The organism is Desulfovibrio psychrotolerans, assembly GCF_013340305.1.
GTDB classification, from domain to species: Bacteria; Desulfobacterota; Desulfovibrionia; order Desulfovibrionales; family Desulfovibrionaceae; genus Halodesulfovibrio; species Halodesulfovibrio psychrotolerans.
This window is the reverse complement of the sequence record NZ_BLVP01000001.1, coordinates 222410-241294: the sequence shown is the minus strand read 5'-3', so window position 1 is coordinate 241294 and position 18885 is coordinate 222410. Positions and strand designations below refer to the sequence as shown.

Genomic DNA, 18885 nt, shown 5'->3' with positions numbered 1-18885 from the left:
GAAGGGGAGTGCTGTGCAAAGGCGTTTATTTCCCATGCGCACCTCGCTGGCGTTGCGCATTCTTGCCATAACCAGCGCGACAATGTTCGTGTGTCTTGGCCTGCACGCGTGGCAGAGTATCCGTTATCATCACATGCATGCCCGGAGTGAGCTGGTGGCAGGGGCAAATCGCATGGGGCAGACTATTCTGCTGGGCACCCGCTACGCCATGATGGGCAATGCGCGCCATGAGCTGGACCAGATAATCGGCGATGTGGCGCAGCATCCTGATATTGTTTCCATTCGTATATACAACAAAGCGGGCGAGGTTAAGTTTTCCAGTAATCCAGAAGAAATAGACACCAAGACAAATATTCGTGACACCGCCTGCATCGCCTGCCACAGAGCGTCTGAACCCAAAACATTTCTTGAAGTGGATGAACGCATCCGCATCTTTGATGATGCCGGAGGCGCGCCCCGGCTGGGGAGTCTTATCCCCATTATGAACGAGCCGGGATGCGCGGACGATGTGTGCCACGCGCACGAGCGGGACAAGCTTGTGCTGGGCGCGCTGGATGTTGTTTTGCGTGCGGATTCATCAGAACAGGATATATTGTCGTTTCAGCAGCGTATTATCCTGCTTACCGTGGGCATTTTTTTGCTGGCTTCCTCGCTTACCTTCGCACTTCTGCGCCGCTTCATAACGCAGCCTGTGGCGTTACTCATCGAATCGGCTACGCGCATAGGCAGGGGCGACAGGGTGGAACTGGCCGGTCTGGAAGGGTTGGGGGAAGTGGGTGAACTGGCTCAGGCGCTTTCCCGCATGCAGCAGGCTATTGCCGACAAGCAGGACGAACTGAACAGGCAGCGCAGGGAATATCAGCTGTTATTCGAGCAGGTGCCGTGCAGCATTACCGTGCAGGACAGAGATTACAAGCTCCTCAAGTACAACAGGGAATTCGCTGACAGGTTCAGCCCGACCTGCGGCATGCACTGCTATGAGGCGTATAAGGGGCGCACGGATAAATGTCCGAATTGTCCGGTGGAAAGAACCTTTGCCACCGGGCTTGCCCATTGCTCCGAAGAGAGCAGGGTGAACCCGGACGGCACGCGGGCCTACTGGCTGGTGCATACCACGCCCATTGTTGATGATCTTGGCAATGTGACGGCCGCCATGGAAATGAGCATAGACATTTCCGGCCGGCGCGAGGTGGAGGAACGCCTGCGCCGTTCCGAACAGAAGTATCACGCCATTTTCGATAATATTCCCAACTCCGTGTTTGTGCTGGACGCACAGTCGCTGGAGATTATTGACTGTAACACCACGGCTGAGCGTGTGTACGGTCTGTTGCGTACAGCGGCGCGGGGAGAATCGTTCCTCTCTGTGTTCTCGCCGGAGGAGCGGGACAGATATGCCTCGCAGTTACGGGCTTTTACGGTGCTGAACAGAGCCCGCAACTACCGCAGCGACGGCAGCCCGTTCTATGTGGATATCATGCTCTCGCCCGCCGAGTATCACGAGCGCCGTATTCTGCTGGTTACCACCAACGACATTACCGAGCGTCTTGAAACCGAGCAGAAACTCATTCAGGCGGGCAAGATGGCCACACTGGGCGAAATGGCCACGGGCGTGGCGCACGAACTCAATCAGCCGCTTACGGTCATCAAGACCGCGAGCAGTTTCATTTTCCGCAAGATACGCCGTGAAGAACCCATTGTGCCTGAAGTGCTGGAAACCATGGTGAAAGAGATTGATTCCCATGTGGACCGCGCCAGCCGCATCATCAATCATATGCGGGAGTTCGGAAGGCAGTCTGACCTTGCGCTGGAACATGTGGACGTGAACTCGGTGCTGCGCGCTTCTTCGGACTTCTTCTTCAGACAGTTGACGTTGCGGAACATTGAAATCGTATGGGCGCTGGAGGAAGACCTGCCGCCCATACTCGCCATGCCCAACCGTCTGGAACAGGTGTTCATGAACCTGCTGCTCAACGCGCGCGATGCCGTGGAGGAGCGGAGCGAAAAAGAACCGGAGGCACCCAGGCGCATTCTGCTGCAGACCATGTCGCAGGGAAGGGAAGTGCTTGTGGTGGTGGAGGATACCGGGCTGGGGATACCGCGGTCTTTGCAGAACAAAATATTTGAGCCGTTTTTCACCACCAAGAAGGTGGGCAAGGGGACCGGACTGGGGCTTTCTATAAGCTACGGGCTGGTGCACGACTTTGGCGGCAGCATTCAGGCGGAAAATGTGGACGGTGCCGGAGCGCGCTTTACCTTGCGTTTTCCTTCCACCAGTCAGGCTGGCAGGGCGTATCGCAGGAGCAGCGGCGAAGGCGGGCATGACGAGGATGCCGGGGCTGGACAGGACAAGGAACAAAAGGGTGATGCCGGGAACGGGGGAAGCATATGAGTGCCAAAGAGCAGGCGGTATTGCTGACTTCGCAGCCTGCGGTGCTGCTTGTGGATGACGAGGCGGGCATTCTGACCGTTCTGGGGGCGCTGATCGCGGACATGGGCTATTCTGTTCATGTGGCGGGCTCCGGCGAAGAGGCGCTGGAGGTGCTTGCAACGCAGGCGCCGCCCGTGGTTATCACCGATATCCGCATGCCCGGCATGGACGGCATTGAGGTGCTAGGCCGCATAAAGGAGCGCATGCCGGAAACGGAAGTGATTATGAGTACCGGTCATGCGGATATGGAACTGGCCATTCGCAGTCTGCGGCTGGGAGCGGCCGATTTTCTGACCAAGCCTGTTAATGCCGACCTGCTGGAGTTTGCCCTGCAAAAGGCTTCGGAACGCATTGCTCTGCGGTGCGCTGTGCGCCAGCACACCGAGAATCTGGAGGCTCTGGTGGAGCAGCGAACCCGTGAGCTGCTGCGTTCTGAGCGGCTTGCGGTGATGGGAGAGACCGTGGCGGGCATGGCGCACGCCATAAAGAATATTGCGGGCGGGCTGGAAGGTGCTTTGTTTGTTCTGGAGAAGGGGCTGGAATTGAATCGGCGTGACTATCTGGAACAGGGATGGGGGATGGTGAAGCGTGATGTGACGCGGGTTCGCGACCTGACCATGAACATGCTGCAGTTGTCACGCCCCATTGAGCTTTCTCCCCGTCCTGTGAATCCTGACAAGCCGGTGCAGGAGGTGGCGGAGCTGCTTGCCGTGCGCCTGCGCGAGGCGGGAGGAACCCTGCTGCATCACTCCGCACCGCAACCGGAAGCCATGCTGGATGCGGAAGCCGTGCATGCCTGCATTATGAATCTTGCCACCAATGCGGTGGAGGCGGTGGAAGAAGCCATTCAGGCGGGCAGGCTGGACCACGGAGACGGCAGAGTCATTCTGCACACCGAGTGTGTGAACGGGTATGTCTGCTATATTGTGGAAGATAACGGCAGGGGCCTGACCGATGAGGTTTTTGCCAGCCTTGAAGACGGCATGTTCACCACCAAGGCTCGGGGAACGGGGTTCGGGCTTATGGCAACCCGCAAGGCAGCCCGGGAGATGGGCGGGGAACTGATGTTGGAAAACGGCATAAAGGGCGGCGTGCGTGCCATGCTGCGGCTGCCGCTTGTGCGTCCGGAAGGGTAGGGCTTTTCCCGGAGGGCAGCCGGGGCTGTTCCTCTGGTGTGTCAGGAGCGCTGTGCTGTGCTGTGCGGGTGGCGTAACGGAACGGAGGTCAGACCCCCGGAACAAGGTCAATGCCCGCAAGCTCTGTGCCGCGTTTGGCCTGTTCGGAGAGTCTGCGCGGCATGGCTATGGTGAAGGTGCTGCCCTTGCCGTATTCCGATGTGACGGAGATGCGGCCGCCGTGCTGCTGCACCACCTGGTTGGCCACAAACAGCCCGATGCCGGTGCCCGCAGAGCCCTTGGATGAGAAGAACAGGGTGAACAGCTTGTCGCGGGTTTCCTTATCCATACCTGCCCCGTTGTCCTGAATGCTGAACTCCACCTCGTTGCCGAAGTTGTGGACGGAAAACCGCACTTCGCGCAGCTGTACTGCCGCTTCAGGGCGGCGGGAGGAGGTTCGGGCCGTAATGCATGCGTCTATGGCGTTTTCCAGAATGTTAACGAGGGCGGAAGAAAAGGCCCCGGCATCTGCTTCAAAGGTGCCTGTTTCGGAGTCCATTTCCAGCGTGAAGAAAACGTCGCCCTCTCTGGCCTTGGGTTCCACAAGTGCGGAGACCTCTTCCGCCAGTCTGGATGCCACGACCACTTCCCACTGCAGTTCCCGCTTCTTGGCGTAATAGAGAATATCCAGCACCATTTTGCGCAGGCGCTCCACAAGGTGCCGTATGTCCAGAAAACTGTCCTGAATGCGGGACTGGTCTCCCTTTTCTATACCGGTGCCGAGCCGGTACACGCCGCCGTCCAGAGCGGTCAGCAGTCCCTTTATGCCGTGCGCCGTGGAGCCGAGCAGAAGGCCCAGATTGGAAAGGCGGTCCTGCAGGGTGCGTAGTTGGGTTATGTCTGTGGACATTTCCATCACTTCCGTGATGTTGCCGCTGGCATCGCGGATGGGGGCGGTCCAGATGAGCACATTGCGCTGTTCGCCCCGGCGGGACGTGACCACGGTTTCAAACTGGTGCGGCTGTCCGTCTTCAAATGTGAGCTGCACGGGGCAGCCGGTACAGGGAGTGCTTCTGTGGGCGTAGACCTCGTGGCAGAAGCTGCCCATGGTTTCATCAAAATCTTCGCGGAACAGGCGGTTGCTGGCAACGATTTTCAGGTCGCGGTTCTGCACGCTGATGTAGCAGGGAGATTCCTCAAAGAGTTGCTGGTAGCGGTGGCGGGTAAGGCGCAGCTCTTCCTGCAGGCGTTTTACCTCTGTGATGTCTGCCGCTATTTCCAGCACCAGTTCTATTTCGCCGTCGTTATCCAGAATGGGGGCGGCGTTCACGATGACGGGTATGTCGTTGCCATCCTTGTCGCGGACGAATTCCTGACAGCGTTGCCCTTCGCCCGTTTCAAACACCTTGCGGACGGGACAGGCTTCGTCGCCAGTACCTCTGCAGTAGGGATACACGTCCCAGCTGCGTGCCCCGATGCCTGAGGCAAGCCTTTCCTTGTACAGGGGGTTGGAGGCGATGATCTCCATCTGCGAGTTGTGCACCGAAACAAAGCACGGCAACTGGTTGAACATGCCTTCTGCACCGTCTATGGAATTGTAGAGCGTGCGCATGCCGTCTGCAAAGCCTTCTGCCACCTGCAGGGCGGCAAGCTGGCGTTCCTGTTCCACAAGGCGTGCAGCCTGTTCCGTAACCCTCTGCTCAAGGTTGTCCGTGTGCTGGCGCAGGCTTTCGCGCATGGTGATACGTTCACGCGCTCTGCCCAGCGCTATTTCCAGCACATCGTCATTGATGGGTTTGGTGATGAAATCTGTGGCATCCTGCTTGATGCTCTGGATGGCAAGGTCCATATCGCCGTGCCCGGTGATCATGATGACCTCCGTTTCGCGCGAAATGGCCTTGATGCGGCGCAGCAGGTCTATGCCGCTCACGCCGGGCATTTTTATGTCTGTGAGCACAATGTCCGGCTGCACCTCGTTGAAGAGGCGCAGGGCTTCTTCTCCGCTTGCGGCAGTGTGCACGCGGTACCCCATGTCTTCAAGAGACAGCCCGAGTACGGTGCGTATGCCGTCTTCATCGTCCACGAGCAGAATGGTGTACTGCATGAAATTCCCTGGTGTTTCTATTGGTTGCAGGTGCGTGTTGGGCGGAAGTGCAACAAGAACAGCTAGTTGGTAGCCTACCAGATTCGTATGCAATGGGCAAGGCGGGATGCCGGGCACCGCTTGCCATGCGGTGCCCGGCGGGAATGGTTATGGATTCTGCGGAGTTTCAGTCTTCTATAAGGGGCGATTTGCCGGTCGCGTCCTTTTTGCTCAGGGTATCCTTTATGATCTCAAGCAACTGGTTGGGGTCAAAGGGCTTGCGCAGAGACGCCACAGCGTTGCGGATGGCCAGATGGATGCCCGCAAGACCGCTGATGACGATGACGGGCATTTCCTTGAACTCCGGTTCTTTGGTCATTTTTCTGTAGAATCTTGGGCCCCACTCGTTAGGCATTTCCAGATCCAGTGTTACCAGATCAGGCTTTTCCCGTTTGAGCAGTTCCAGACCTTCCGCCCCGTCTGAGGCGGAACAGGTGGCGTACCCGTTGTCACTGAGGATATCCACCAGATATTTCACGATGTAGGGGTCGTCGTCTATGACAAGGATCTTGTGCGGCATTGCTACACTCCTTGGGGTTTCCTTAGCCCGTTTTACTATCTTGCGAGGACGGGGGCTGCTCTATCAGCCCGCGGACAATTTCCAGCAGCGGACCCGGACGGGGAGGTTTTTCCACATACGCTTCCGGTGAGGGAAGCTCTCCCGCGGACAGTCCTATCATTTTCAGTGCGTGGGCAAATCCTTTGGCAGCCACGGCGGAGAGCATGACCACGGGAATATTCCGCAGTTCCGGGGTTGATTTCAACCCCCTGTACATCTCCAGCCCTCCCCGCTCCGGCATCATCACGTCCAGCACGATGCAGGCGGGGCGCTTAGTGCGGGCCTTCTCCAGTCCCTCCTTGCCGTTACGGGCGGCCACTACCGTGAACCCGCCTGTCTCGAAGAGTGTCTTGAGAAATAGCCTGAAGCTGAGTTCATCGTCCACCACCAGAATACAAGGGCCACCCATCTGTACCTCCACGCTTGAGGCTCTGGGCAGGTCAGGCGCGCGTTACGCTGGCCACAGGGCATGCGGAGCGTATGACAACCTGTTCCACCGTGGAACCGATGGGGGCTTCTTCCGGTTCCATATCCCGGGTGTGGTGCGCCATGACGATCAGGTCTGCCTGCTTCTCACGGGCAAACTTGAGAATTTCCACATACGGCGTACCTTCCCATATTTCCACTGCGTAGTTATCGTAATCACCCATCTGGGAAAGATAGCGTTCGCGTATCTTTTCATTCGCCTTTTCAATGTGGCGTTCAATGTCTGCCTGACCGGGGAAGACCCCAAGACGGGCTGTGGTGATGTCGAAGGCATGGAAGATGTAGAGCTTTGCGCCTATGGCCTTTGCCGTGTCGCTGGCGAACCGGAAGGCATGGTCCGCTGCCTTGGAGAAGTCCGTGCAGTAGACGATGTTGGAGAACAGGTTCCAGCAGGTTGTACAGGGGCGGTTGACGATCAGTACCGGCGACTTGGCGAGACGGGCCACCTTTTCCATGGTGCGGCCCACCACGGAGCGGGCTCTGGCCGATTCGGGGTCATCGTCACGGGTGTTTGCCCCCATGACGATGAGGTCAATCTCCTCCTTGCGGGCAAAGCGCAGGATTTCGGTTGCGGGCACGCCCACCGCCAGTTGCAGGACGGTGTTGTGTCCGTATTCCTTGAACTGTTCTGCGTAGGTTGTACGCACTTCTTCTTCCACCCATGCGCGGTAATCGGTGTCTACCGATTCTTCTTCGCCGGAACGAAGGTCGCGCACCGTAGTGCTGAAGCCACGGCTGGGAACGCCCAGCACGTGGAAGAGATACAGTTTGGCGCCGTTGCGCTTTGCGAGGTCGAAAGCGACCTTGGCTGCGTTGTCACATGCCGGGGAAGCCGATGTAGCGAAAAGAATCTTCTTGAACATACGCTACCTCCTAAGGCTGCATTGTTGGGAACCGCCCTGAAAGCTCATCTCCCATGCGATTCCGTCCAGAAGGTCAAACAGGGTGAATGTGGTGTCACATTCCAGCATGCCGGTTCTGTCGCCGTAGACCACATGGCGTATACGCCCCAGTCTGAGCGGCAGGCCGAGCAGTTCATCCAGTTGATGAAACCGGATTTCGCCCGTTTCCGGCCGGTTTGTTCCTCCGGGTGCCTGCGCAGGCACCCCGCGGAGGGTGGTGAATATATTCATGACGGGTTCTCCGGGAGCTCCCGTCAGTTCCACGGTTTTGGCGAATTCCAGCGCCGTGAAGTCCCGGGTCGTTTCCCCTTTTCCCGGGCTGGCGGCACAGCGGCGGGCCGCGTCTTCCAGAAAGGGGCTTGTGCGGAGCAGTACCGGATACCGCGAGGCCATGGCGAAAACCGACCGCAAGGTGCATTCCTTTTCAATGTTCAGGCATCTGCCGAGGCACCAAAGGATTTCCTTAGGTTCTTCCGCTGTGCCTTCCAGAATGCGTCCTTGCGCTGTCAGTGTTACCGCTTCCATGATGATCCTTGTGGGGTATCGTTCGGGCTGGGGCCGTTACGGCCTGCGCTTATCGTGACAACCGCTGCAATACGTCGGGCCGCTTCCTTTTTCCTTGTGGCAGTCTATGCACTGGCGGTGATACGCCCGGCGCAGAGGGGTCTGGTTCTTGCCGCCTGCAACACTGTGGCATTCTGCACAGTCGGTGCCTTCTGAGCTTTCATCCGGGGTGATCACCCCGTTTGCTCCGCTGTGATGGCAGATGATGCAGTCATCCAGCTTGGCCTTTTCGTTATGCTCGTCGTGCTTGAAGAGGGCTGCTGGGCGGGTAAGGGGGGCCAGCGCCTCCGGGCGTAGCTGGGTCATGTCGTCCTGTGCCGCCGCTGGGACGAGATACAGGCCGGTCACAACCAGGGACAGCACGGCCAGCAGGGCGAGGGGGGTGATGAAACGTCTGTTCATTGCTTTCTCCTGCTCCCTATTCCGGCTCGGGCTTTTCCATGCATTCATAGATAAGGTCGCCGAGGAACTTGGTATGGATGCCGAGCTGATAGTGGTGGATGATGTCTTCCAGGCCGCCGTGGCAGTTATGGCAGGGAGCCACAACAACCTTGACGCCGGTGTTGCGGAGCTGGTCCGCCTTGATCCGGTTGCCCTCCAGACGCACTCCCTTGAAGGGAGGGCCGCAGTTGATGACGCCGCCGCCTGCCGCACAGCAGAAGTTGTGCTCGCGGGTGGGAGACATTTCAATCACGTTGGTGCACAGGGCGTGCGTTACTTCACGGAGCTTGTCCATGAGTCCGCGCCCGCGGATGATGTTGCACGGGTCGTGGATGGTGACGGGTTCCTCGAACTTCTTGGCGAGCCGTATCTTGCCTTCATGGAAGAGTTCCCAGAAGAATTCCACGGAATGCACAATGGGAACGGGGTGGTTTTTCCATCCCAGCCAGCGGTTGCCCACATCGTAAACGGAGCGGAAGGCGTGACCGCATTCTCCCATGACGATGCGCTTTACCTTCAGCTTCTGTGCGGCCTCAAAGTGAGAGCGCTTAAGGCGGCCCATCATTTCAAAGTCGCCGGTGAACATGCACATGTCGCTGTTGTCCCATCCGGGGGTGGAGGGCATGGTCCAGTCCGCGCCCACATGGTGCAGTATGGCGGCAGCCTGATAGATGAGCTGGGTTCTGAACTTAGGTTCCGGGGCGATGACCGAGTAGAAGATGTCTGCGCCTTCCACATCCAGCGGAATACGCAGGCCGGGAAACTCGTCTCTTGCCTCGTCTTCCTGCCATTGCAGGCTGTCTGTCCACTCGTCTTCCTTTACCCACATCTGGTTCATGGTGGCGGAGTGGCTGTGAGCGGTGTCCTGAATGTACAGCGGCGTGACGCCGAGCTTGTGGCAGATGCGGCGGACGGTGCTGATGATGTAGCCCGTGTCCACGCCGATGGGACAGTAATGGACGCAACGTCTGCACAGGTTGCACTCGGTGTAGGCTATCTGGGCCATGCCGTAAACTTCGGCCGGACTGAGCCTGCCGTTTTTACGCAGCATGAGTCCCATGGTCTGTTCCACCTTGCCGACCGGGGAATAGCTGGGGTCCATGTCATGCGATACACAGTAGTGGCACGCCGGGGCGCACATGCCGCACCGCATGCATATTTCCGAATATGCCTTGAGCCGTGCGCCTGTTTCACCCTGAAGGACGCTGTTTATGACCTGTTCGATCCGGTCCGGCGTTAGGGTTTCCGTTGCGCGTTTGAGCTCGGGATCATCGATTTTTCTATCCAAGATGGACATGTATTTCCTCCTGATTGGCTGCTACCAGTCCTGCACGTGGCGAACGGCACCGAATTCAGAGCCGATGTAGGCCCGTGCGAACGGCTGGAACAGGGCATGGGAGAGCCGGGTGAACGGAATGGCCACGAGCATTGCCTCGCCGGAAAGAACATGCAGGAGCGTCATTATCTGCCCGTCTCCGAACTGCTGGGAGGCCAGAAAGCCCGTGAGGAACGGTGCGGCGGCTATGCCCAGTGCAATCCAGTCGGCCTTGGTGGTGACATAACGGACCTGCGCGTTGGTGAGGCGGCGGTGCACAAAAAAGCACGCGGCGCCTATGGCAACCAGGGTGAGGCCGTCTGCCACGACTTCCGGCAGGGTGGGGTAACTGATGCCGAAGGCATAGTCCCACATCACTTCATGGCCGGGGGTGAATATGACAAGCACCAGCAGACAGATGTGGAAGAGAAAGGTCGCTACAGTTATTCCGGGATTTTCTTTCCAGCCCAGCGTGCCGAAGGGGATGAACCAGCGGAAAATAGACCGCAGCGCATACGGCCAGCTCATATAACTGATGAAAGCGGCTTCTTTTTGTTTTGCCAGTTGGATCATGGACCAGATGCGGTAGATTGAGCCGCCGATGAAAATGGCAAAGGCGGCCCATGCGAGTGGTCCGGTTGCAAAGTTGTATAGTGCGTTCATTCCTGCCTCCACGGTTATCGGGGTACATCCGCAACGATGCGGAGCAGGGTGTTGCCGCGCATGCCGCGGATGAGCACCTTTGTGCCATCGGGGCTGAAGGCGGGGTCCCATGCCTTGTCGAACTCCCCTCCGACGGGGCGGTCGTTCACGATGATGCCGTACCGTTTGCCGGAGCGGACTCGAAGTGCCACGTGGTGCCCATTGGCGCTGAATACCGGTTTCCACGCCATGTCATACCGTCCGCTCCACGCCTTGCCGTCCAGCAGCAGATGCCACGCCTTATTGTCGTGGTTGCCCAGAGCGGCTGCGCGCAACCCGTCGGGAGAAAGGGTGAGGTCGGTGACCACCGGAGCGGAGACGTTCCATTCCTTGCCGTCCAGGGCTACTGTGAACTGGCCGTAGCCGGGGGCCACTATTCCCCACAGCTTGCTGCCGTCCGGGCTGTACTGCAGATGCCAGCAGTTGAAGAAACGGGGTTTCCAGAGGATGTTGCCGTCTTCCGCGACGCCCCATTTACCCCCCTGACGAACAGGAGCGACCACGGAGCTGCTGTTGGGCTGAAAGCAGGGATCCCATACGCACTGGAACTGCATGGGCCAGAGGATGCCGTCTACGGCGATGGAGTAGTCATACAGCGTCAGGCGTACCTGTGCAGCCACCCGGTGTGCGTAAGGGCTGAAAACCGGTTGCCAGGCGTTCATGAACACATTGTCCCATGTTTCGCCGTCTACAGCCACGCTGTAGACGCCTTCGCGGAAGGTTACGGGGTCTGCCTGCCCGAGAGACCGCACCTGAACAACGGCGGCTGTGCGCTTGCCGTTTTCGCTCAGGGCAAATCCGTTGGCATTTTCATAAAGGGTTTCCCACGCGGCACCGTTCACGGACATGCCGTACAGGGCATCCTGCTGCACCGCTGCCGCAATGACGGAACCATCCGCACTGAAGCGCGGGTCCCATACAAAGCCGTAGCGTTCTTCCCACGGTTCGCCGTCCACAGCCAGAGTCCATTCCTCGTCCTGCTGCACAATTGCGCAAAACTTGCCGTCAGGAGAGAAGCTGGGTTTCCACGCCTTGTCGAACGTATTGTCGTGCACGGTATCATTCATACGCAGGCCGAACTGCCCGTCATCTATACAGACGATGGCGGCGGCTGTTTCCCCATCAGGGGAAACGTGGATTTCTTCCTGCCATTTGTGCTCCTCCATGGGAGCCAGTGATTCCGCGACGACACGCTCTGCGCGTTCCCAATCCCAAGATTCGGAGAACTGCATGCACGCCTCCTTGTTACACCTGTTCACATTAATCACATCACCTGCGCAGGGTTTCATTGCATGACAGCATGATAGCAGAAAGCAGTGAAACCTATCTTTGAAGTATAGATAGCACATGCAACTGCAGCGAAAAGTCTTTTTTTAAAATAGTAGTGCACCATTGTGGTTCAAAAATTTTATTACCGTATGGGTATGTTATTAATTGCCATGATTTCGTCGTGTTATTGGTTTTGAGTTTTTGTGACATTTTTATACCAGCATGGTTCCGCAAAAACAGAACCGTGTTTGTATGGAATTGTTCACATGCTGTTGGTGTTTTCTACTGCTGTTGTAGAAAATGTATCATGCTGTAAATAACGGATGTTCGAATGCGGGAATAAAAAAGTGTACCGGGGAGGTAAAAAATAAGAGAGGCTGCCCGCAATGATGCGGACAGCCTTGGTGTGCGTGGTGCGCCCGACAGGAATCGAACCTGTGGCCTACGACTTAGGAGGTCGTCGCTCTATCCAACTGAGCTACGGGCGCGTTGACCGGGCTTGAGCGGGGCGGAGAACGCCGCTTGCCGCCATGCCGAGAGGTCTGGATTTGTAGGTGAATATGCAGGTGGTGTCAAGGCGTGAAAGGGCGGATGCAGGCGTGTGTGAACCGCCGGTTACAGCGCTTAGGTTGCCATGGGCGGTTGCAGCGGGCCAATTGCGTGGGGCGGTCACGTGAGACGATCACGTGGGCTGATCACGTGGGCCGGTTGACTTTTCATGCCGGGCGTGGTTCCAGAGTTGCCATGCAGAAGCGATGTTTCCACAATGTACAGGCTGATACGGCGCACGCAGAAGCCCCGGTTGCGGAGGAGGGCTGTGTCTTCCGGACCGGGCGTTCTGAAGTCGGACCTGCTCATGGGGCCGGGCAGGCGACGGTATGCAGGCCGGTGCGCGGTCGCCTTGCACCTTCACCCACCGGGTACATGCATTTGGGCAATATCTGGTCCTTTCTGCTCTGCTGGCTTGCCGTGCGCAGCCGCGGGGGCACGCTGGTTCTGCGCATGGAGGACATAGACCCCGACCGCTCCCGGCCAGAATACGCGGACGGCATTATGCGCGATCTTGCATGGCTGGGGCTGGATTGGGATGAAGGGCCGGATGTGGGTGGGCCGTATGGTCCGTACGTGCAGTGTGAGCGGTATGACCGTTACGCCGCCGTGCTGGAGGCGTGGCAGCGGGAGGGGCATGTGTACCCCTGTTTCTGCACCCGCAAGGAGTTGCGGGCGCTTGCTTCCGCCCCGCACGCGGAAGACTGCGGGCCGGCGTATCCCGGACTGTGCCTGCATATGACCGGGGTGCAGCGGGAAGCTATGGTTGCGCAGGGCCGCAGGGCCGCGCTGCGCCTGCACTGGCCGGAAGGCGAGATTGTTTTTGACGACCTGTTCCACGGGCGGCAAAGCATGACATGGGAAGCCTGTGGCGGTGACTTTGCCGTGCGGCGTTCTGACGGGGTGTTTGCCTATCAGCTTGCCGTGGCAGTGGATGATGCGGACCAGCGTATCACGCAGGTGGTGCGCGGGGACGACATACTGCACTGCACGCCAAGGCAGATTGTGCTGCACAGGCTGCTCGGGGTGCAGCCGCCCACATATGCCCATGTGCCGCTGGTGCATGACCATGAGGGGGCGCGTCTGGCCAAACGGCACAGGCATTTCGAGGTGTTTCGTATGCGTGAATCCGGCGTGTTGCCCGAGGCCATTATCGGGTATCTGGCCTGCCGGGCGGGCCTGCAGACGGAGTGTGCCCCGGCAAGGCCGGAAATGTTCATACATTCCTTCCGGCTGGAAGATGTTCCGCGTGCCCCGGTGGTTCTTGAGGCGGACATAGCAGACAGGCTGCTGAAGCTGTCTGCGTCGGCCCGGTGCAGCGGGCGGTGATGGCGGGCGTTGTATTGGTCTGCGTTGCCATGCGTTTTCCCATCTGTGCAGTTTCCTTGCCTCCTCTGTTCTTGCGGCGGAAGATTCCGGCCAGTGAGTACCGGCTCTTCTTTTTTCTTGCGGTCCTTGGCGGGCCATGCTAGCCAGAATTTTCGCCACGCCTGCTGCAAGGTGGGAATGTGTGCAATGACAACGGGTTGGCTACGCCAGCTCAGAATGCAGGAGGGAGGCACCATGGAGTATTCCGGCATTTTTACTAGGGAAAAGCTGGACGCGCTTTTTCCCCGGGAGCGGACCGACGCATTCTTTGATGCGCTTTTCGGAGGCTCTGAAGACGGCTCCTATGATATTTCTGTGGACTTTGTGAAGGCAGATGGCCGGGAGGCCCAGTTTTCCTTTGTTCTGACGCAGCGCCCCGGCAAATGCCTTGCCTGCAACCTTACGTACGGACTGCCGCAGGTGTTTACCCGCCATCCCATCATTAACGTGAAGGGTTTTGTGGAATCTGTGGTGGCGGAGATGGGCAGGGACCCGGAAAAGGTTCAATGGCAGTTGGGTTCCACCCGCGAGTCATCACGCGAGGTGCACACCATTCCGCTCTTCATACGTTTTCAGTAGGATTTTTCAGGGACGCAGCCAAAGTTGGCCCAATGTGTTTTAACGTCGCCACCTGTTACGGGTGGCGACGTTTTTTGTTTGCACTATGCCGATATTCCGTGCTTTTTCATAAGTCCGTACAGGTGGCCTCTGGAAAGGCCCGTGATCTCCACGGCTTTGCGGATATTGCCCGCTGTGAGGCGGAGCACGTCCTGTAGGTAACGGAGTTCGGCTTCGTGCCTGAACTCCTTGAGGGTGGGCGGAGTGGCGGCAGTGGTAACGGAGGCATAGGCAGCGGGAAGACCGAACATTGCGTGGGGTGTATGCGGAAGGGATTGGACATGCGGTTCAATGGATGCAGGATGCGCTATCCGTTCTTCTGCGTGTGGGTGGGCCGTGCTGACTGAGGAAGCAGCGGGCATAAGGCCATGCTCGCCTTCACGCCGGGCGAGGGTGCGCGCCACCTGAACCCGTATTTCCGTGGGCAGTTGCCGGGCAAAGAGGGTGGGGTCTCCCTGCGAGGCAGTACAGGCGCGTTCCAGGGCGTGCACGAGTTCCCGGATGTTTCCCGGCCAGTCGTATACGGTGACGGCTTCCATGAAGTCGCCGGAAACCTGCTTGGTACACACCCCGTAGGTGCGGCAGTGCCGGTCAAGGTAGTGATTGATGAGCAGGGGGAGGTCTTCCTGACGTCTGCGCAGCGGCGGCAATGTGATGGTAAGGCCGCGCAGCCTGTACAGCAGGTCGGCGCGGAACATATCCAGCCGCACCATTTCATGCAGGTCTTTGTTGGTGGCGGCAATGAGCCGGAAATCGCTTTCGGCTTCGTGCGTAGCGCCCACGGGGCGGAAGCGTCTTGTTTCCAGCGCGCGGAGAAAGTTGCCCTGAATGTGCAGGGGTAGATCGCCTATTTCATCGAGAAAAAGGGTGCCCCCGTGGGCCAGTTTGAGCAAGCCGTCGCGGTGTCTGTCTGCACCGGTGAAGGCACCGCGCACATGGCCGAAGAGTTGGCTTTCTATAAGGGAATCTGTGCAGGAGGCACAATCCAGCGTGACGAACGGCTTGTGGGAGCGGACGCTGTTCTGGTGAATTACCTTGGCGAACAGTTCTTTGCCGGTGCCTGTTTCTCCCTGCAGCAGGACATTTACGTTGGTGGATGAAGCTTCTGCAGCAAGGTTCAGGGCAGAGAGCAAAGCAGAGCTGTTGCCGATGATGTCTGGCCTGTGCAGGGATATGCCGCCGGGGGTGTGGATTTTTCTGTGGCGGAAGGAGAGGGCGCGTTCAAGGGAAAGCGATATGCGGTCTACCGTGAACGGCTTATGCAGGTATTCCCATACGCCGTGTCGTACGGCCTGCTCGGCACCGTCCGGGTCGCCATGGCTGGTGATGACGATGACTTCCGGGGCAGAGGGCAGTTTTTTGAGTTCGGGCAGGGCTTCCAGCCCGTTTCCGTCCGGGAGGAGCACATCCAGATAGATGAGGTCGCAGGCGTGTGCACGGGCGTGTGCAAGCCCGCCGGAAAGATCGGAAAACGAGGCAGCCGTGTGGCCCTGCGACGTGACCACTTCCGCAAGGAGTGTGCGAACCATGAGTTCGTCATCAATGATCAGTATATTTGCCATGTTAGTCCTGAATAGCGTCAGCGTGAGCAGAGAGTTGTGCGATGGTGGGGGGTAACAGTTCAAGAATCACTTTAAGTTGCAGGTCTATGTTGCGCGCTGTTACAGGCACCGCCGATGGAGGCAGGGGAAAGGCAGCGTTTTTTGCGTTTGAAGCGGCGTCCGGGTGCGTTACGCACAGTATTTCCAAACGCTTGGCGGCATCGTGCAGGGGCTGAGCTGCGAGCATGGCAGCAGAGTTTTTTACCGCGTGCGCCAATCGGGCTGCCTGCCGCCAGTCCCGGGCTTCGACGGCAGAAGCGAGTTCCGTGCAGCGTGCGGGAACCTCTTCCATAAAGGCACGGCAGAGCCGCAGGAGCAGGTTGGAGTTTCCGCCCATGGCAGCAAGGGCGCTCTGCGCATTGAACATGGAAGAAAAAGATTTGTTCTGCAGTGCCGGAGCGGACGGGCTGGCGGGTTTGTCCGCGACTGTGTCTGCGGATGCCATAGAAGCCCGGAGGCTTTCGCTCTTCGGGGGCATGACCTTTGCCGCTTTCGCGGTATCCGGGTCATCATTGGATGGTTCGTGCTTATTGGGTTCATTTGGCATTGCAGCGGGTTCCATCGGTCCGGGGGATTGTTGTTCCGTATGCGCAGATTCCGGCACGTTGTCATGCGGCATTTTCCGGGCGGTCTTTCGTGAGGGAGCGCTGCCGATGGTTTCGCCGCAGTTTTGCAGTGCCTTGGGCGTAGCTTCTCCGGGCCTGCCGAAGAGATCGGTAAGAATCGCTTTAAGGGCATCACCAGTCATGGGTTTGCTGATGTAGGCGTTCATGCCCGCGTTGAGGAACCGTTCCCTGTCACCGTCCACGCTGAAGGCTGTGACAGCCACCACGGGGATATCGGCCGGAATGCCGGTCTCCTTGCCGGAGCGGATGCGCCCTGTGGCTTCCAGACCATCCATGACAGGCATCTGCACGTCCATGAGGACCACATCGAACTGGCTGTCGCGCAGCAGGGCAAGAGCCTCTTTGCCATTTTCGGCCAGTTCCACGCTGTGCCCCATGCCGGAGAGCACTTCTTTGAGATAGGTGCGGTTGAGCGGGTTGTCGTCTGCCGCAAGAATGCGGAGGGGGCGGAGCAGCAAATGCGGTGTTGCATCGGTTCCGGATGCGGGGGCGGGAGTGGCTCTGGCTGCCGCTATGGCGCGGGCGGCAACACGCAGATCCTGAGGCAGGTCGAAACGCGCGGTGAAGGTGAAGGTGCTGCCGGTTCCGGGCTGGCTCTGCACATGAATGGTGCCGCCCATCATCTCGACCAGTTGGCGGGTGATGGCAAGGCCGAGACCGGTGCCTGCCTGCCCTCTGGACAGAGCCTCGCTGCCCTGCGTGAAGCTTTCGAAAATGGCTGCCTGCTGGGATGGCTGGATGCCGACCCCCGTATCGCGCACAGAGAAAGAGAGCATGCATTCATCGCTGCGTTGAGGGGGTTCCACGGAAAGGGCGTGTTGAATCTGAGGGTTCCGGCAGAGGGACACATGTACGGATATTTCGCCGGAATCTGTGAACTTGACCGCGTTGCCCAGCAGATTGCCCAGCATCTGCCGCAGGCGGAAACCGTCGCCCTGCAGCACATCCGGCACATCTGAGTCGATGGTGGCGCTGAGCCGTATTCCCTTTCTGTCACAGGAAAACTGCACAACGCCAAGGGCACTTTCCAGCAGTCGCGACAGGGAAAACGTATTGGCGGCAAGCTCCATCCGGCCTGATTCCAGCCGGGAGAAGTCCGTGATGTCATTGACAATATCCAGCAGCGTCTCTGCCGAAAGCTGAAGCTGGGCGGTATACTCCTTGTGCTGGTCGTTCCGCGCGTCCTTTCTGAGCAGTTCAGCCATGCCGATGATGCCGGTGAGGGGGGTGCGCATGTCATGGCTCATGTTTGCCAGAAACATGCTCTTCATGCGGTTTGCCGCCTCCGCCTGTTCGCGCTTGCGCAAAATCTGCAGGGTGGAGGCGCCTATTCCGAAAAAGCCCACGATGCCGATGAGCAGATACCCCATGCCTATGCGGTTAATGTTGTCCTGTCCCAGCCTGAGGAGGGGAGCGGCGGCAATGGTGACGCTTATGCCCCCGCGTATTCCGCCGCTTTTGCCTTTCAGTTCGCTGTGACAGGGCAGGCAGTTTTCTGTGGCAACAAGGGGGGCCATATAGCGGAAGTATTCCTGCTTTTCCGCTTCGTCCACCAGCTGGAACTGTTCCGGCTCGCCATTTTCGAATCCGAGGAGTGCCTTCTTTTCCCATAGGTCCGGTGCATTGTTGGGGCGCAGGGGATTTAAGCTGGTAATGTGAAAGCTCACGCCCGTGCTGTCTGAGAGGATTTCAGAAATACGGCGGGTCATGTAGGCGGGATTGATTTTGGTGAGCGTTTGTCCGGAAACGGTGGTTATGTCCCTGTCCTTATCGATGAGGTAGGGGTTGGGCATAACGTTGTTTGCCACCATGACATAGACCCCGCCATGCTCCGCGTTCCATTCGCGGGTGGAAACAATTTGCTGGAAAAAAGCCCGCGCCTGCCTGAGGGCTACGTCGTTTACATGCTTTTTTTCGCTGATGGCGCTCCATGTGAAGAGTGCAGCCAGCAACATGCTCCACAGCAGAAGAAGCAGACCCGGAAGAAGCGGAATGCGATGTGCCATTGGTTGCTCCGGTTTGAATGGGCAATGAACCCGGCAACATGTCTGATAAACATGACGCTTGTCATAAAAATATGACAATATGTCATAAAAACATGACACAAGAGGGCCTTTCTGTCATCTGCGAAATTATAATACGATATCATGCCGGATTGTTTATGCTTGTAGTGTGTGCTACAGAATTAAGGTGGCATGT

At 58.3% G+C, this 18885-nt stretch carries 15 protein-coding genes and 1 tRNA gene; 4 read left to right on the top strand and 12 right to left on the bottom strand.

Annotated features, from left to right (window positions below):
* Positions 1-13 precede the first annotated feature (13 nt).
* Positions 14-2389 carry a PAS domain S-box protein gene (locus tag HUV26_RS01070; protein ID WP_243451207.1) on the top strand — a complete coding sequence of 792 codons (2376 nt, stop codon included), beginning with the start codon at positions 14-16 and terminating at the stop codon, positions 2387-2389.
* Positions 2386-3564, top strand: coding sequence for a hybrid sensor histidine kinase/response regulator (locus tag HUV26_RS01065; protein WP_174408245.1), 1179 nt, complete (start codon positions 2386-2388; stop codon positions 3562-3564). The genes HUV26_RS01070 and HUV26_RS01065 overlap by 4 nt, the downstream gene beginning before the upstream one ends.
* Positions 3565-3652: 88 nt before the next feature.
* Here HUV26_RS01065 and HUV26_RS01060 read toward each other — a convergent pair whose 3' ends face one another.
* From HUV26_RS01060 to HUV26_RS01015, 10 genes are all read right to left on the bottom strand, one after another.
* Positions 3653-5647: a hybrid sensor histidine kinase/response regulator gene (locus tag HUV26_RS01060; protein WP_174408244.1), complete on the bottom strand. Its 1995-nt coding sequence runs from the start codon at positions 5645-5647 to the stop codon at positions 3653-3655.
* Between the two features lie 166 nt (positions 5648-5813).
* Entirely contained in the window at positions 5814-6206 is a 393-nt protein-coding gene (gene divK / locus HUV26_RS01055) for a DVU0259 family response regulator domain-containing protein (protein ID WP_174408243.1), read from the bottom strand.
* Positions 6207-6228: 22 nt separating this feature from the next.
* Entirely contained in the window at positions 6229-6654 is a 426-nt protein-coding gene (locus HUV26_RS01050) for a response regulator (RefSeq protein ID WP_174408242.1), read from the bottom strand.
* A gap of 31 nt (positions 6655-6685) precedes the next feature.
* Positions 6686-7594, bottom strand: a complete 909-nt coding sequence (locus HUV26_RS01045) for a universal stress protein (RefSeq protein ID WP_174408241.1) — start codon at positions 7592-7594, stop codon at positions 6686-6688.
* 3 nt (positions 7595-7597) lie between these two features.
* On the bottom strand, positions 7598-8158 hold the full coding sequence (locus tag HUV26_RS01040; protein WP_174408240.1) for a hypothetical protein: 561 nt from the start codon (positions 8156-8158) through the stop codon (positions 7598-7600).
* Between the two features lie 36 nt (positions 8159-8194).
* On the bottom strand, positions 8195-8599 hold the full coding sequence (tmcA, locus tag HUV26_RS01035) for an acidic tetraheme cytochrome c3 TmcA (RefSeq protein WP_174408239.1): 405 nt from the start codon (positions 8597-8599) through the stop codon (positions 8195-8197).
* A 16-nt stretch (positions 8600-8615) separates the two neighbouring features.
* Positions 8616-9935 (bottom strand): electron transfer complex ferredoxin TmcB, encoded by a 1320-nt coding sequence (gene tmcB / locus HUV26_RS01030; RefSeq protein WP_174408238.1) that lies wholly within the window; start codon positions 9933-9935, stop codon positions 8616-8618.
* Between the two features lie 21 nt (positions 9936-9956).
* Positions 9957-10616 (bottom strand): TmcC family electron transfer complex membrane anchor subunit, encoded by a 660-nt coding sequence (gene tmcC, locus HUV26_RS01025; protein ID WP_174408237.1) that lies wholly within the window; start codon positions 10614-10616, stop codon positions 9957-9959.
* Positions 10617-10630: 14 nt separating this feature from the next.
* Entirely contained in the window at positions 10631-11887 is a 1257-nt protein-coding gene (gene tmcD / locus HUV26_RS01020; protein WP_174408236.1) for an electron transfer complex subunit TmcD, read from the bottom strand.
* 448 nt (positions 11888-12335) lie between these two features.
* Positions 12336-12412, bottom strand: a tRNA-Arg gene (locus HUV26_RS01015).
* A gap of 400 nt (positions 12413-12812) precedes the next feature.
* Between HUV26_RS01015 and gluQRS the strand changes: the two genes are divergently transcribed.
* Both gluQRS and HUV26_RS01005 read left to right on the top strand, forming a co-directional pair.
* Complete coding sequence (gluQRS, locus tag HUV26_RS01010) at positions 12813-13802, top strand: tRNA glutamyl-Q(34) synthetase GluQRS (protein WP_274602448.1); 990 nt, start codon at positions 12813-12815, stop codon at positions 13800-13802.
* Positions 13803-13988: 186 nt separating this feature from the next.
* Positions 13989-14420: a pancreas/duodenum homeobox protein 1 gene (locus HUV26_RS01005; RefSeq protein ID WP_243451205.1), complete on the top strand. Its 432-nt coding sequence runs from the start codon at positions 13989-13991 to the stop codon at positions 14418-14420.
* 83 nt (positions 14421-14503) lie between these two features.
* Here the strand turns inward: HUV26_RS01005 and HUV26_RS01000 are convergent, their stop codons facing one another.
* On the bottom strand, positions 14504-16021 hold the full coding sequence (locus tag HUV26_RS01000; RefSeq protein WP_174408234.1) for a sigma-54-dependent transcriptional regulator: 1518 nt from the start codon (positions 16019-16021) through the stop codon (positions 14504-14506).
* 1 nt (position 16022) lies between these two features.
* A complete protein-coding gene (locus tag HUV26_RS00995; RefSeq protein ID WP_174408233.1) occupies positions 16023-18692 on the bottom strand; it encodes an ATP-binding protein in 2670 nt (889 codons plus the stop codon).
* Positions 18693-18885 lie beyond the last annotated feature (193 nt).